This is a genomic window from Ruegeria discodermiae, assembly GCF_030758345.1.
Classification (GTDB): domain Bacteria; phylum Pseudomonadota; class Alphaproteobacteria; order Rhodobacterales; family Rhodobacteraceae; genus Ruegeria_C.
In genome coordinates, this window is record NZ_JAVAMO010000001.1 from 215,606 (window position 1) to 229,831 (window position 14,226).

Below are 14,226 nucleotides of genomic sequence, written 5' to 3' on the forward strand. Positions count from 1 at the left end.
GCTCAGGCCGACTTCTTGGCGTGTTCTTCGGCCAGTTCCAACAGCGCGGTTTCCAGACTGCGCCGAAGCTCGGTCGAGCGCGCAATGTATTCCGGGTTCTCGCTGGCCGACACGCCGGGTTTCCACAACGGGGCCAGTTCGCGCAGCGATCCGCGGTCGTGGTGATAGAAGGTCTGCTCCGCCCCCGCAGCCTCGAACTCGGACAGGCCCACATTTTCCAGAACATAGCGCCCGGCACGCAGCGAGCTGTCAAACATCTCGCGCACGATGTCGCTGGCCCCGGCTTGATAGAGCTCATAAACATGGTTGCGGTCATAAGCCCGCGCAACAATATGCAGATCGGGCCGTTGGCGGCGGGCATAAGCGACCAGCTTGGTGACCTCGCCGGGGTCGTCCATCGCCGCCACCAGCACCTTGGCCTTGGCCAGCCCGGCAGCTTTCAGCAATTCCGGTCGGGTCGGATCTCCCAGAAACCCCTTATAGCCGAACCGTCGCATCAATTGGATGGTCTCCATATCGGTATCCAGCACGACCGTCTTGAAGCCGCTGGCCTGCACCAGCCGGTTCACGATCTGCCCGAACCGCCCGATCCCGGCAATGATGATGGGGCCTTCCTCGTCGATCTCGTCGGGCTCGTGTTTGGGGGTGCTGTCGCGCATGTTCTTCGACAGCAGGTCATAGATGATGAACAGCAACGGCGTGATCAGCATGGTCAGCGCGATGATCATCAGCAGCTTCTGCTGCAGCCCCGGCGGGATCACATTGTGCTGCGCCGAAAAGGCCAGCAGCACAAAGCCAAATTCGCCCGCCTGCGCCAACCCAAGCGTAAACAGCCACCTGTCGCGCCCGCGCAATTTAAAGGCTCGGCCCACCACATATAGGATGATGCCCTTGGCCAGAATGACCAGCAGGGCAAGCCCGATCAGGTCCAGCGGGTCGCGGAAGAACAGGCTGAAATTGATGCCCGCCCCAACGGTGATGAAGAAAAGCCCCAGAAACAGCCCCTTGAAGGGCTCCAGATCGCTTTCCATCTCATGGCGGAACTCGGAGTTGGCCAGAACAACGCCGGCCAGGAACGAGCCCAGAGCGGGTGAGAGCCCGACCAGCGACATCAGGAACGAAATGCCGACAACGATCACCAACGCCAGCGCCGTATACATCTCGCGCAGGTGAGTGGCGTGGATATAGCGAAAAACCGGGCGGGTCAGGTAAATTCCGGCCAGCACCACCGAGGCCACCGCTCCGATCGTCACCAGCGTCACCGCCCAGCCGGGCAATCCGGCCACCAGCGATAGCCCGGCGCCATGATGATCGCCGTGATCCGGGTCGCCGATGATGATTGAACCATCGCTGCTCAGATGCGGCATCGCCTCCATCGCCAGGAGCGGCAGGAAGGCCAGGATCGGGATCACCGCGATATCCTGGGTCAACAGCACCGAAAATGTGGCTCGCCCGCCATTGGTCTGCATCAGCCCCTTCTCGGACAGGGTCTGCAACACGATGGCGGTTGAAGACAGCGAAAGGGTCAGTCCGATCGCCAACGCAATGGTCCAGGGCTGGCCAGCAAACATCGCCACCGCCATGACCGCCACGGTCGAGATACCAATTTGCAATCCGCCCAGCCCGATCAGCCTGTCGCGCATGTCCCAGAGCGCCTTTGGCTCAAGCTCAAGCCCGATCAGGAACAGCATCATCACCACGCCAAATTCGGCGACGTGCTGCAGTTCTTCGGTTTCCGCACCGACCAAGCCCAGCACCGGACCAATTACGATGCCGGCCGCCAGATAGCCCAGAACCGATCCCAGCCCCAGCCGCGCTGAAAGCGGCACGGCGATCACGGCCGCCGCCAGATAGATCGTGGCCTGGTAAAGGAAGTTTTCCATGTCGGTCCTTTCGCGGTCAGGTCGGCAGCGGCGCGTCGCGCTTGAGCTGATCCATGACGATCTGGCTTTGCACGCGCGCTACCGCAGGATGGGGCAGGATGACCTCATGAAGCAAGCTGTTCAGCGCAGGCAGATCCGCGCAATAGACCTGAAGGAGGTAATCCGCCTCTCCGGTCATCGTCCATGCGCTGATTATCTCCGGTCTGGTATCGACCATGCGGGCGAAACCCGCCGATTGGTCCGGGCCATGGGTGCCCAGATGGACCTGAACGAAGCCCTGCACATGCAGACCCATCCGCTCGGGGTCAAGCCGCGCCGCGTATCCGGTGATATAGCCTTCGCTTTCCAGCCGCTGCCGCCGCCGCCCGGCCTGGCTGGGCGAGAGGTTCAGTAACTCTCCCAACTGGTGCGCGGTCAGATGGGCGTCCTTTTGCAGGGCGGAAAGCAGGCGGCTGTCAGTGTCATCCAGCATGTGCGTCATCTTTTCAATTTTTATCAGATTAGCGCGTAGACTCCGCATGAAAAGGGGGAATCGCGTGCGAATTTGCGCAGAAACCGTGCGGAACCTGGCGTATATTTGCCTTAGCGAACGGAAATTCAGCAAAAATCGGAGACGTGCCATGGGTCCTTTCCCGCATAATGCCCCGAAATCGATCATCAGCGATGAGAATCCCGCTGGCACGGACGGGTTCGAATTTGTGGAATTTGCCCATCCCGAGCCGCAGGAATTGCGCGATCTCTTCGCCCGCATGGGCTATGCGCTGACCGGCCGTCACAAAAGCAAGGATATCGAGCTTTGGCAGCAGGGCGATGTGACCTACATTCTGAATGCCGAACCGGGCAGCTTTGCCGCGCGCTTCGTCGAGGATCACGGGCCGTGTGCCCCGGCGATGGGCTGGCGCGTGGTGGATGCGCAGGCGGCCTATGAACATGCGGTGTCGCAAGGGGCCGAACCTTATGATGCTGATGACAAGACAATGGATGTGCCCGCGATCAAGGGCATCGGTGGGTCGCTGATCTATTTCATCGACCAGTATTACGACACCTCGCCCTATAATCAGGAATTCGAGTGGCTGACCCAGTCCAAGCCGCGCGGCGACGGGTTCTTCTATCTCGATCATCTGACCCACAATGTCTTCAAGGGCAATATGGACAGATGGTTCCGGTTTTATGAAAGCCTGTTCAACTTCCGCGAGATCCGGTTCTTTGACATTCAGGGCAAATTCACCGGGCTCTACAGCCGTGCGCTGACCTCGCCCTGCGGTCGCATCCGAATCCCGATCAACGAGGATCGCGGCGAGACCGGGCAGATCGTGTCCTACCTAAAGAAGTACAAAGGCGAAGGTATCCAGCATATCGCGGTGGGGTCTGACGATATCTATGCCTCCACCGATGCGATCGCCGAAAAGGGCCTGAAATTCATGCCCGGTCCAAACGAGACCTATTATGACATGTCTTATGACCGGGTGACCGACCACGATGAACCCAAGGACAAGATGATGAAACACGGCATCCTGATCGATGGCGAAGGGGTCGTGGATGGCGGCGAGACGCGGATCCTGTTGCAGATCTTCTCGAAAACCGTGATCGGCCCGATCTTTTTCGAGTTCATCCAGCGCAAGGGCGATGACGGGTTCGGCGAGGGCAACTTTCAGGCGCTGTTCGAATCCATCGAACGCGAACAGATCGCATCCGGAGAAATCGCCGCAGAATAATGGGAGAGAGGGCAGGCGGGCCGCTAAAGCGGCCCGCCGTCGCTTTCCGATGCATGGTTTAGGGCTGCATTGAGCTCAAACCTGCGTCAGAAGAGCCCGATACTGGTAAGAACGACGAGCAGCCAAATCGCAAAAACAGTTAGCGCTGCATAACAGACTTTCTTCGAGCCAACATAATACTCAGCTGACAACACAATCAGTGCGCATACCCCCCAGGTAACTACTAAAGCCATTGGAAAGGTAGTGTCGGTCAGCCAGCCCGAAAGGCTCGCAATTGAGACGAAAGCTCCGCAAAACGCGACCAGTCTGACTGAATTGCGCCAGATTGGATGCCTTGGTTTGTCATCTGTTCCATAGATTGCAATGCTCATTGCTGCTATGAACAGTTCAGCGATTTCATCCATAAGATTAGCTCATAACGGTTTTAATCCTATAGCCAACTAACCCAAAAAAGGATGGCCGTAATTCAGCGCTTTTGTCCGAGCACCGACAGCGTCGTCCGTGTTCCGACGACTGCGCTTTTTCGTGTGCTCATCAAAACGGTGCAAGAGCAGCGGCGGTGCCCCCCAACGGGATGCTCTCGACAGCCATGCTGCAATTTGCCAAACGGCGCTTATCGTAGGCGCCAATAAAACGCTTGTGCCTGTGGGTCCGAGCTATCGAGCTGGGCGCTGTGGGTGAGATCATCCTTTGGGCATTTTCAATGTCTGGTTGCGTCCGCTCTTTTGATAGCGCAACTCACTGTCGCCGATTGCCACCACGCGACCACCATCTATGCGGTCGCCTACCTTGACTTTCTTGTAGCGCCCGTTTGGCATCCGAACCAGCGCGCGGCGGTTTGAGGGGGTGCCAAAAACCCCGATCAGGCTGACCTTGCGCAGGCTGATTGCGTTCTTGACCGTGGCCTGCCGCGCCACCGAGTTGGGCGAGGGACGGCTGGGTTTCACCACTTTGGGCGCAACCGTCCGGATCTGGGTCTGCTGGTCGAGATTGGCCAGCGAGCCGAGGTTGCCGCTTTGCTGAGCGCGCGCGGCAAGGGCCTGCGGGCGCGGGCGGGGACGCGGGATCGGATCGACCAGCGCGACCGTGGCGACGATCTCTTCGACCTGTTCCTGTATCTGCGGCGCAGCCGGGCGTTCCTTGGGGCGGATGCCGGACAATTCCGCAAGTGACCGACCACCCAGCCGGGCGCGCTCGTTCAACTCCTGCAGGTTTTCCGGGCGCGGGCGCGGGCGTTTCTGGGCCAGAACCTCGCGCGTTTCATCGACTTCGGGCTCGTTTTCGAAGCGCAGCGGAGTTTCCGGCGGCAGCCTTGGTGGCTTGCCCAGATAGACCAGGATGCCATCGGGGCTGCGTGCTCCTTCCGGCGTTGGTACGACCAGACCGCGATCGTCCAGATCAAACCCGGCATCGGCGATGGCGGGGGCGGTTTGCACCACAACCCTGAGATCGGTGTCGATCTGCGCCGCCGGTGGCAGCGCGACGGGGTCCTGTGACAGATCGGTCCGGTCGATGGAGGCGACATAGAGATCGTCGAGCGTCACCGCTGCGGGCAGGTCCAATTCGCCGGGTGAGACCGACCAGAGACCGGTTTCGGCATAAAGCGTTTCGGGGTCTAGCAATTCCGGCTCGGGCAGGGGCTCGCTGTCCAGCAGCGGGTCATCGGTCAGCACGTCCGGCGCGGTCTCCACGTCCGTCTGGTCGGGGATTTCGACGGGCGCGGGCAGGGTGTCGATAAGATCAGCGATGGCCTCTTCGGCCTCGTTGGGGGCCGCGGGATCGTTGGCAGGTGGCTGGTTCTCGTCGGTTAGCGCGTCCAGAACGGCGGCGTCGGTATCGCTCAGGACCGGGGCGTTATCCGGCGCTGGTAGAGCGTCGATAAGGTCGGCAATGGCCTCTTCGGTCTCGCTTGGGCTTTCGGGCTCGACTGGCTCTGCATCCGTTACCACCACCGGGTCTGGCGCGGAGCGAAACAATCGGCTGACCGGCGTGTCCAGAAACACAGACGCCCAGAGGCCGACCAGAAACAGAGCGACAAGCAGGATCAGCGTCAGGACCAGACCCATGCGCCGCGGCTTTTGCGGAGCAATGTCGGGTTCGGTCTCGGGTTCCCGCATGTCGGTTGGGGCGGGGTCAGCTTCCTCCATCGCAGACGGGTCTGCCGGTTCAGGCGCGACTGGCTCCACTTCCAACTCTGGTTCCGGCTCCTCCGGCGGAGGCGCGGGGCTGTCCGGGGCGGGTATCTCGCGCGGGGGAGGCGCGTCGGCCTCATCGGGGACGGGTTGCGGTTCTGGCAACGTCTCGGGGCCGATATCGACCACCACGCTCGCGTCGGGCTCGACGGCCTCGCTGCCGGTCCAGTGCTGGGCGGTTTGCGACAGGCCGAAAAAGGGCTCTCCGGGGAAATCGCCTGCGCCGGGGCTGGCCACGAAGCTGACCGGCACGAACCCGTGTTCGGCGGCAAAGCTCTCGGCCTCGCCAAGCGTTTCCTGCGCGACGGCGGCGACATGGGTGATCTCGCCCTCGGGCGCGATGTCATAGACCAGTTCGTCAATGTCATAGGGGGTCGCGCTGTCCACCGCGCCCTCGATGATATGCAGCAGCGCTTCGCCCTCGAAACCGTGGGTCTCGACGCTGAGATATTTGATCTGATCATCCGGCAGGATCAGCTTGCACTGAACCTCGGGCTCAAGCCGCAGCGCCTTTTCGCGCAGCTCGGCAAGCTGGCCCCCCAGATCGGGGACGTCCAGCGCCACCTCGCCGACCACGCGCCAGCCACCGGCGGCCCGGTGCAGGAGGGAGATGCCCTCGAAGGACAAAGACAGCGCAAAGGCGGGTTTCATGTTTCGGCGATACCGTCCAGCTCGATTCTGCCGCCGAAGAGGTGGCCTGCGCGACGAGTTTAAAGCAGGTTCATGCCGAGGGAAAGAAAAAGCCCCCCTTGCCCTCTTGCCAAGCGGGGCCTCGCGTACCCATCTAAGAGGCCGCATCAAGAGGAGGAAGAGCCTTGAGAACACTGGTTTTTTTGGTCGCCGCATTGGTGGCCGTGACCGCCGGAATGGCGCAGGCGGAAGCCCGTCGCATTTCCGTGACCGGCACCGGAACAATTGCCGCAGCCCCCGATATGGCCACCGTGACGCTTGGCGTCAGCCATCAGGCCGACACCGCACAGGAGGCGATGGACCAGACCTCGCAGGCGATGGCGACGGTGCTGGAGCGGTTGTCCGGGCTGGGTATCGACAAGAGCGATATCCAGACCCAGAACCTTTCGCTGAACCCGATCTGGAACACGATTATCAATCGCGAGACGCAGCAGCAGGAACGCGAACTGACCGGATTTGCGGCCTCCAACCTTGTGCTGGTCCGGGTGCGTGATCTGGACAGTCTGGGTCAGACGCTCAGCGCTGTGGTGGCCGATGGCGGCAATGAGATGCGCGGGTTGAGTTTCTCGGTCAGCGATCCCAAGCCGTTACTGGAACGCGCCCGCACCGCTGCGGTGGCGGATGCGATGGACAAGGCCCACCAGCTTGCCGAGGCGGCGGGTGTCACGCTGGGTGAGGTGGTTTCGATCAACGAACATGGCGGCAATGGCCGTCCGATGATGGCCCGCGCTGAATTCGCGGCTGATGCAGGCAGTGTTCCGATTGAGGCGGGCGAGGTCAGTTTCAACAACTCGGTCTCGATGGTGTTTGCCATCGGCGAGTGAGTCGCGAGATGGGGTTCTGCGGGCTTTGCTCAGAAAGCCCGCAGATCGTTTTTGAATTCAGGTCAGGCCGTGGCTTTTGACAGCGCCTGATCCAGATCGGCGATCAGATCATCCGCATCCTCGATCCCGATTGAGATACGCACCACATTGGCACCAGCCCCGGCGGCCTCCTGCTGTTCAGGCGTAAGCTGCCGGTGCGTGGTCGAGGCGGAATGGATGATCAGCGAGCGTGCGTCGCCCAGGTTGGCCACATGGCTGAAAATCTCAAGCGCATTGACCAGTTTGACGCAGGCATCATAGCCCCCCTTCACAGCAAAGGTGAACAGCGCCCCGGCACCCTTGGGATATTGCGCCTTGACCCGCTCGGCATAAGGCGATGAGGGCAGCCCGGCGTAAGTGACGTAATCGACCCGGTCATCCGCTTCGAGCCAGCCCGCGACCCTCTCTGCGTTTTCGACATGGCGCTGCATCCGCAGGCTCAGCGTTTCGATCCCCATCAGCGTGTAATGCGCGCCTTGCGGGTTCATGGTCATGCCCAGATCGCGCAGGCCGATGGCGATGCCGTGGAAGGTGAAGGCCAGCGGTCCGAAGGTCTCGTGGAACTTCAGCCCGTGATAGGCCGGTTCCGGCTGACTGAGCGAAGGGAACTTGTCGCTGGCCGACCAGTCGAACGTGCCGGAATCCACGACGCAGCCGCCGGTCACGGTGCCGTTGCCGGTCAGGTATTTGGTGGTCGAATGCACCACCAGCGTCGCGCCATGTTCGATCGGGCGGCATAGATAGGGCGTCGCCGAGGTGTTGTCGACGATCAGCGGCAGGCCCGCCGCATCCGCGATATCGGCCAGCGCGCGGATATCGGTGACATAGCCGCCGGGGTTGGCAATCGACTCGCAGAACACCGCGCGGGTGTTCTCGTCAATAGCGGCCTTGACCGCGTCCAGATCGTCGGTATCGACAAATGTCGCCGACCAGCCGAAGCGCTTGATGGTCTGGCTGAGCTGGGTGACCGAACCGCCATACAGCCTTGTCGAGGCCACCACATTGCAGCCCGGGCCCATCAGCGGGAACAGCGCCATGATCTGCGCCGCGTGGCCCGAGGAACAGCAAACCGCCCCGGCGCCGCCTTCCAGCGTGGCGATGCGTTCCTGCAGCACCGCAACGGTCGGGTTGGTCAGCCGGGAATAGATATAGCCCACTTCCTGCAGGTTGAAGAGCGCGGCGGCATGATCGGCATCGCGGAACACATAAGCCGTGGTCTGATAGATCGGCGTCTGTCGCGAACCAGTGGCCGGATCGGGGCGCGCGCCCGCATGAATCTGCAACGTGTCAAAGCCGTAGGTGGGGCCGTCGGACATGGAATGAACTCCCTCTTGGTAATTGCTTGATGCAATCTGTAGGCCATGATGTGATTTCACACAACGCAGGCCTTGGCCCCGGGCCGGAGGCAGTGACTAGCGCAGCCATAATCCGGCTTCCCTGATCCGCTTGCGCATCGCCTGTTCGCGGCGCGGCAGGTTCTGCTGATCAAAGAGTGCGCGCACCTTCGCGCCTTTGCGCTGAAACACCAGCTTGCGGATCGGCTCATATTGCTTGAGCACCTTCTTGATCTTGTTGGGGGCGGCCACCTGTTCCAGCACCTCGATCACGCGATCATCCTCGCGCGCATAGAGCAGCGGGAAGAGGCGGTAGTGGCAGCTGACATCGCCGTCCAGATAGCCTGCGGGCAGCGCATCGCGCCCGCCGCCGAGCGCATGAATGACCAGAGGCAAAGCCACCTGATCGAGCCAGGGATCAAGGCTCTGGCAGATCAGTGCATCCGGCGGGTCGTCGCGGATCGATTTGGCATAATCCAGAAACCGCTCTCCGAAGGCGCGGGGGCATTTGTAATAGAAATAGCCCGCGTTGAAATACAGGTGACGCCGCCAGTATTCGTCGGGCTGGCTGAGGTCCAGCGAACTGTCGAAATCCAGCCCGAACCGGTCATAGAGCGATTTCCAGATACCGGCATAGCCCGGCCCGTAAAGCGTCGGTTCGGGCCAGCTGCCCTCGCATCTGAGCGAGGCAGAGGGGCGGTCGAAATCAAAGGGCACCGAGGCGAGATCGCCGGTAATCAGCGTGTCGCTGTCGAAGAACACGAACGGCTCGCCCTCGGGCAGCGCCATCAGCGCCTCGATCTTGTTGCCATGGGGGTAGGATTCTCCAAAGACCCTATTCTCGAAAGGCAGGAGTTCGGCACCAAGCCGCTCCAGCGCGTCCCGCGTGGCCTGATTGCGCAGGCTAGGGTCGCCGGACCAGCGCGGTCCGGGCTGCGGGGTGGCCACAAACAGCCGTCCCTGGAAGTCTGGTGAACTGTGGCGCAGGGAGGCGGCAAAAAGTAGCGCTTCGTATTGCAGGCGGTTGTTCTGGCCAATGATCACAACGTTGAATGTCTGGGATGTTGCCAACGGAGTGCCTGCCATTCCTGTTCCTTGCCGCGCGTGTTTTCCAGCCGTCGCGGGTGCTGCTGCGTGAGCGCACTATAGGCAAGCAACCGGGCGCTCAAAAGTCCCGATTTGTATCCTGCATCCCGGAAACGCGCGGTGCCGGTGCCGCAGCCCGAGCGTCAGCACCGCCGCATTTTCAGGCAATCCTGCCGAATGCCGGGCTGGTTCTCGCAAAAACGGCAATTTTTCCCGCTTTCAAAATTTTACCAATTGATAAAATTTTCAGATGTGGCAGTCTGAGTCCAAGAACCACAATCAGGGAGAGCGTCATGGCGCATGGCCAGACAGCACCCGGCATTCTCGCCGGGCGGCTATCCAGCGAAGAGATCGAGACGAATTTCAGCGACCTGCACCCGCCTTATGCGCCGCATGAGGCCGCTGTGGCGGCGGATCGTTGCTATTTCTGCCATGATGCGCCCTGCGTGACCGCCTGTCCGACGGATATCGATATCCCGCTCTTCATTCGCCAGATTCAGGCGGGCAACCCGGAAGGGGCGGCGGAAACGATCCTCAGCCAGAACATTCTGGGCGGTATGTGCGCGCGGGTCTGCCCGACCGAAACGCTCTGCGAAGAGGTTTGCGTGCGCGAGGTGGCTGAGGGCAAACCGGTCGAGATCGGGCGGCTGCAGCGCTTTGCCACCGATGTGCTGATGGAGGCCGGTACGCACCCGTTCGTGCGCGCGGCGGAAACCGGCAAGCGGATCGCAGTGGTGGGGGCGGGGCCTGCGGGTCTGGCCTGTGCCCATCGACTGGCGATGCTGGGCCATCAGGTGACGATCTATGATGCCAATCCCAAGCCCGGCGGGCTGAACGAATATGGCATCGCGGCTTATAAGGCGACAAATGATTTCGCGCAGGCCGAGGTAGACTGGCTGCTCAAAATTGGTGGCATCTCTGTCGAATGCGACGTGGCACTGGGTGATGGCGGCCTGACACTGGAAGGCTTGCGTGGCGAATTCGACGCGGTGTTTCTGGCCATCGGGCTGGCGGGCGTGAATGCGCTGCGCGCACAGGGCGAGGACAAGCCCGGTGTTCACCATGCGGTCGATTTCATCGCGGATGTGCGACAGGCCGATGATCTGCTCAAACACCCGGTCGGGCGTCATGTGGTGGTGATCGGCGGTGGCATGACCGCAATCGACGCGGCAGTGAAATCCAAGCTGCTGGGCGCTGAACATGTCACGGTCGCCTATCGCCGGGGTGCCAGCGCCATGGGGGCCAGCAAGTTCGAACAGGATTTGGCGACCTCAAAAGGGGTCAAGCTGATGTTCAATGTGCAACCCAAACAGGTACATGGCGAGGACGTCGCGACCGAGATCGAACTGGAATATACCGCCACTGTCGATGGCGCGCTGCAAGGCACGGGCGAGACCGTGCGCCTGCCCGCCGATCAGGTGCTCAAGGCCATTGGCCAGAGGCTGGAGGGCGTGCCTGACGCGCTGCATCTGAACGGTAACAAGATCGCCGTGATCGGTGCGGGCCGGACCTCGGTCGAAGGTGTCTGGGCCGGGGGCGACTGTGCTGCGGGCGGCGAGGACCTGACCGTGACCGCCGTCGCCGAGGGGCGTGATGCCGCGATGGATATCGACGCGACACTTCGCGCCTGACCATCCGCCCGCCTAGGGGAAAACCTGCTACAATGATTTCGTTGCAGCTGCAGGAGGCCAAGATGACGATCGAAAAAGACGTCGCCGCGCATTACACAACCGAGGATCTGCTGGGGCGGATTCGCGAGGCGTTGCGCACGGCCGGGGCTGACCCGGACGCCCCCGCGCCCGAGGACCTCAAGGGCATCGACGAGTTTCACACCGGTGGGGTGCAAGCGACCGATGACCTGCTGGATCAGCTAGCCATATCCCAACACACACGGGTGCTGGATATCGGCTGCGGACTTGGTGGAACGTCGCGGCACATCGCGTTGAAATCAAATGCTTTTGTGACCGGGGTTGACCTCACCCCCAGTTTTGTCGAGACCGGCGAAGCGCTCAATCGCATGGTGGGCATGCAAGACCGCGTCAAGCTGCTGCGCGGCAGCGTGCTGGACCTGCCCCTGGTCGAGGACACGATTGATCTGGTGACCATGTTCCATGTGGGCATGAATGTTGCCGACAAGGCCAAGCTGTTTTCCGAAGTGAACCGCGTGCTTGTCCCCGGCGGGACCTTCGCGCTGTTTGACGTGATGCGGATGGACGCTGATGGTGGCCTGACTTTCCCCTTCCCCTGGGCCGAGGAACCTGCCTTTTCCTTCGTCGAGCCCGCCGCCGCTTATATGGAGGCGGCTGAGGTGGCAGGGCTGGTCTTCAAGTCGATCCGCAACCGCAAGGATTTCGCGCTCGACTTTTTCAAGACGGTCTTTGCTCGCATTGAAGAGGCGGGCGGCCCGCCACCGGTCGGCATTCACCTGCTGATGCGTGACACCGCCGGAGAGAAAATCCAGAACTATGTGAACTGTGTTCAGGCGGGGCTGATCGCGCCGTTCGAACTGATCTTCCGCAAGCCAGTCTGAAAAGGAGCCCGCTACATGGCCGATCTGACGACAGATTTCCTAGGAATAACATCTCCGAACCCGTTCTGGCTGGCCTCGGCCCCGCCGACCGACAAGGAATACAATGTCCGCCGCGCTTTCGAGGCCGGGTGGGGTGGCGTGGTCTGGAAAACGCTTGGAGCGGAAGGGCCGCCCGTGGTGAATGTGAACGGGCCACGCTACGGCGCGATCTATGGCGCGGACCGGCGGCTGCTGGGGCTGAACAATATCGAGTTGATCACCGACCGGCCTCTGGAGGTTAATCTGGAGGAGATGGCGCGGGTCAAGTCCGATTACCCCGACCGCGCCCTGATCGCCTCGATCATGGTGCCCTGCGAGGAGGGCGCATGGAAAGAGATCCTGCCCCGCGTCGCCGAGACCGGCGCGGATGGGATCGAGCTGAATTTCGGCTGTCCGCATGGCATGAGCGAGCGCGGCATGGGCAGCGCGGTGGGTCAGGTGCCGGAATATATCGAAATGGTCACCCGCTGGTGCAAGACCTACTACGACAAGCCGGTGATCGTGAAGCTGACGCCCAACATCACCGATATCCGCAAGCCCGCTGCGGCGGCCAAGAATGGCGGTGCGGATGCAGTGTCGCTGATCAACACGATCAACTCCATCACCAGCGTCAATCTCGACACGATGAGCCCCGAACCCTCCATCGACGGCAAGGGCAGCCATGGCGGCTATTGCGGCCCGGCGGTCAAACCCATCGCCATGTCGATGGTGTCCGAGATCGCGCGCAATCCCGAAACCCACGGCCTGCCGATCTCTGGCATTGGCGGGATCACCACGTGGCGCGACGCGGCGGAATTCATCTCGCTGGGCTGCGGCAATGTACAGGTCTGCACGGCGGCGATGACCTATGGCTTCAAGATCGTCGAAGAGATGGCAACCGGCCTGAGCAAGTGGATGGACGAAAAAGGCTATACCAATGTGCGCGACTTTGTCGGGCAGGCGGTGCCGAATGTCACCGACTGGCAGTATCTGAACCTCAACTACATCGCCAAGGCCAAGATCGATCAGGATCAATGCATCAAATGCGGGCGTTGCTATGCGGCCTGCGAGGATACCTCGCATCAGGCGATCTCGATGAGCGCGGACCGGGTGTTCGAGGTAATCGATGAGGAATGCGTGGCCTGCAACCTCTGCGTTGATGTCTGCCCGGTCGAAGGCTGCATCACCATGGAGCAGATGCAGCCGGGCACAGTCGACCCGCGCACCGGCAAACGGGTCGAAGAAGAGTATGCCAACTGGACCATGCATCCCAACAATCCGATGGCGAACGCGGCGGAGTAAGACCCGAAATCTGATTGAAGCGATTTGAGCGGCGCCGAAATCCGGTGCCGCTTTTCTGTATACTTATTGTGTCTACAAAATATCCATGATAAAAATTATCCTCGAATCAGGAGATGCAAATGAAGCTGGGCGATGGGGTCGAGGCGGCCATTCACTGCACAACGATGCTGGCTGGATTGCAGAGCGGGGCGGTCATGCCTGCAAGCGCTCTGGCCGAGTACCACGGCGTCTCACCCAGCTATCTCGTCAAGCACCTCAAGCAGCTTGTCGCCGCAGGTATTTTCCAGTCGGTTCCAGGGCCCACAGGTGGCTATCGGCTGGGCCGTGCGCCCGAAGACATCACCCTGCGCGACATCGTTCTGGCGGTCGAAGGTGATGCGCCCGCCTTTCGCTGCCGCGAGATCCGGCGGCGGGGGCCTGAGGTGCCCGATGCCTCTGCCTTTCCCAATCCCTGCGGGATCAAGCTGGCCATGTTGCGCGCCGAAGACGCCTATCGCGCTGCACTTGCCGAAACCCGGATCAGCAGTCTGATCCACGACTACGCCGAAACCGGCGACCCCCGCGACATCGCCCGCGGTTGCCGCTTTGTCGAGGCAAACCGGCGACCCTGACC

13 protein-coding genes are annotated in these 14,226 nt (G+C 61.4%); 6 read left to right on the forward strand and 7 right to left on the reverse strand.

Features of this window, described 5'->3' with window-relative positions:
- Positions 1-2: 2 nt before the first annotated feature.
- Together Q5Y75_RS01055 and Q5Y75_RS01060 are read right to left on the reverse strand one after the other, a co-directional pair.
- Complete coding sequence (locus tag Q5Y75_RS01055) at positions 3-1,883, reverse strand: monovalent cation:proton antiporter-2 (CPA2) family protein (RefSeq protein ID WP_306193546.1); 1,881 nt, start codon at positions 1,881-1,883, stop codon at positions 3-5.
- A gap of 16 nt (positions 1,884-1,899) precedes the next feature.
- Complete coding sequence (locus Q5Y75_RS01060) at positions 1,900-2,355, reverse strand: Lrp/AsnC family transcriptional regulator (protein ID WP_306193548.1); 456 nt, start codon at positions 2,353-2,355, stop codon at positions 1,900-1,902.
- 148 nt (positions 2,356-2,503) lie between these two features.
- Between Q5Y75_RS01060 and hppD the strand changes: the two genes are divergently transcribed.
- The gene (gene hppD, locus Q5Y75_RS01065) at positions 2,504-3,598 is read left to right on the forward strand and encodes a 4-hydroxyphenylpyruvate dioxygenase (RefSeq protein WP_306193550.1); all 1,095 of its coding nucleotides are present in this window, start codon (positions 2,504-2,506) and stop codon (positions 3,596-3,598) included.
- A gap of 86 nt (positions 3,599-3,684) precedes the next feature.
- Here the strand turns inward: hppD and Q5Y75_RS01070 are convergent, their stop codons facing one another.
- Together Q5Y75_RS01070 and Q5Y75_RS01075 are read right to left on the reverse strand one after the other, a co-directional pair.
- Entirely contained in the window at positions 3,685-4,002 is a 318-nt protein-coding gene (locus tag Q5Y75_RS01070) for a hypothetical protein (RefSeq protein ID WP_306193552.1), read from the reverse strand.
- Between the two features lie 279 nt (positions 4,003-4,281).
- Positions 4,282-6,441 (reverse strand): hypothetical protein, encoded by a 2,160-nt coding sequence (locus Q5Y75_RS01075; protein WP_306193553.1) that lies wholly within the window; start codon positions 6,439-6,441, stop codon positions 4,282-4,284.
- Between the two features lie 164 nt (positions 6,442-6,605).
- Here Q5Y75_RS01075 and Q5Y75_RS01080 point away from each other — a divergent pair, with 164 nt between their 5' ends.
- Complete coding sequence (locus Q5Y75_RS01080; protein WP_306193554.1) at positions 6,606-7,304, forward strand: SIMPL domain-containing protein; 699 nt, start codon at positions 6,606-6,608, stop codon at positions 7,302-7,304.
- Between the two features lie 62 nt (positions 7,305-7,366).
- Here Q5Y75_RS01080 and Q5Y75_RS01085 read toward each other — a convergent pair whose 3' ends face one another.
- The 3 genes from Q5Y75_RS01085 to Q5Y75_RS01095 all read right to left on the reverse strand — a co-directional run bounded on the left by Q5Y75_RS01085 (position 7,367) and on the right by Q5Y75_RS01095 (position 10,058).
- Entirely contained in the window at positions 7,367-8,659 is a 1,293-nt protein-coding gene (locus Q5Y75_RS01085; RefSeq protein WP_306193556.1) for an O-acetylhomoserine aminocarboxypropyltransferase/cysteine synthase family protein, read from the reverse strand.
- A 96-nt stretch (positions 8,660-8,755) separates the two neighbouring features.
- Entirely contained in the window at positions 8,756-9,763 is a 1,008-nt protein-coding gene (locus Q5Y75_RS01090) for a GT-B fold glycosyltransferase domain-containing protein (protein ID WP_306193557.1), read from the reverse strand.
- Between the two features lie 160 nt (positions 9,764-9,923).
- Positions 9,924-10,058 (reverse strand): hypothetical protein, encoded by a 135-nt coding sequence (locus Q5Y75_RS01095; protein ID WP_306193559.1) that lies wholly within the window; start codon positions 10,056-10,058, stop codon positions 9,924-9,926.
- Here Q5Y75_RS01095 and Q5Y75_RS01100 point away from each other — a divergent pair.
- The 4 genes from Q5Y75_RS01100 to Q5Y75_RS01115 all read left to right on the forward strand — a co-directional run bounded on the left by Q5Y75_RS01100 (position 10,057) and on the right by Q5Y75_RS01115 (position 14,224).
- Positions 10,057-11,394, forward strand: a complete 1,338-nt coding sequence (locus Q5Y75_RS01100) for an NAD(P)-dependent oxidoreductase (RefSeq protein ID WP_306193560.1) — start codon at positions 10,057-10,059, stop codon at positions 11,392-11,394. The two genes, Q5Y75_RS01095 and Q5Y75_RS01100, sit on opposite strands and share 2 nt — an antisense overlap.
- Before the next feature lie 62 nt (positions 11,395-11,456).
- Entirely contained in the window at positions 11,457-12,293 is an 837-nt protein-coding gene (locus tag Q5Y75_RS01105) for a class I SAM-dependent methyltransferase (RefSeq protein ID WP_306193561.1), read from the forward strand.
- A 15-nt stretch (positions 12,294-12,308) separates the two neighbouring features.
- Positions 12,309-13,613, forward strand: a complete 1,305-nt coding sequence (preA, locus tag Q5Y75_RS01110; protein ID WP_306193563.1) for an NAD-dependent dihydropyrimidine dehydrogenase subunit PreA — start codon at positions 12,309-12,311, stop codon at positions 13,611-13,613.
- Positions 13,614-13,732: 119 nt separating this feature from the next.
- On the forward strand, positions 13,733-14,224 hold the full coding sequence (locus Q5Y75_RS01115; RefSeq protein WP_306193564.1) for an RrF2 family transcriptional regulator: 492 nt from the start codon (positions 13,733-13,735) through the stop codon (positions 14,222-14,224).
- Positions 14,225-14,226 lie beyond the last annotated feature (2 nt).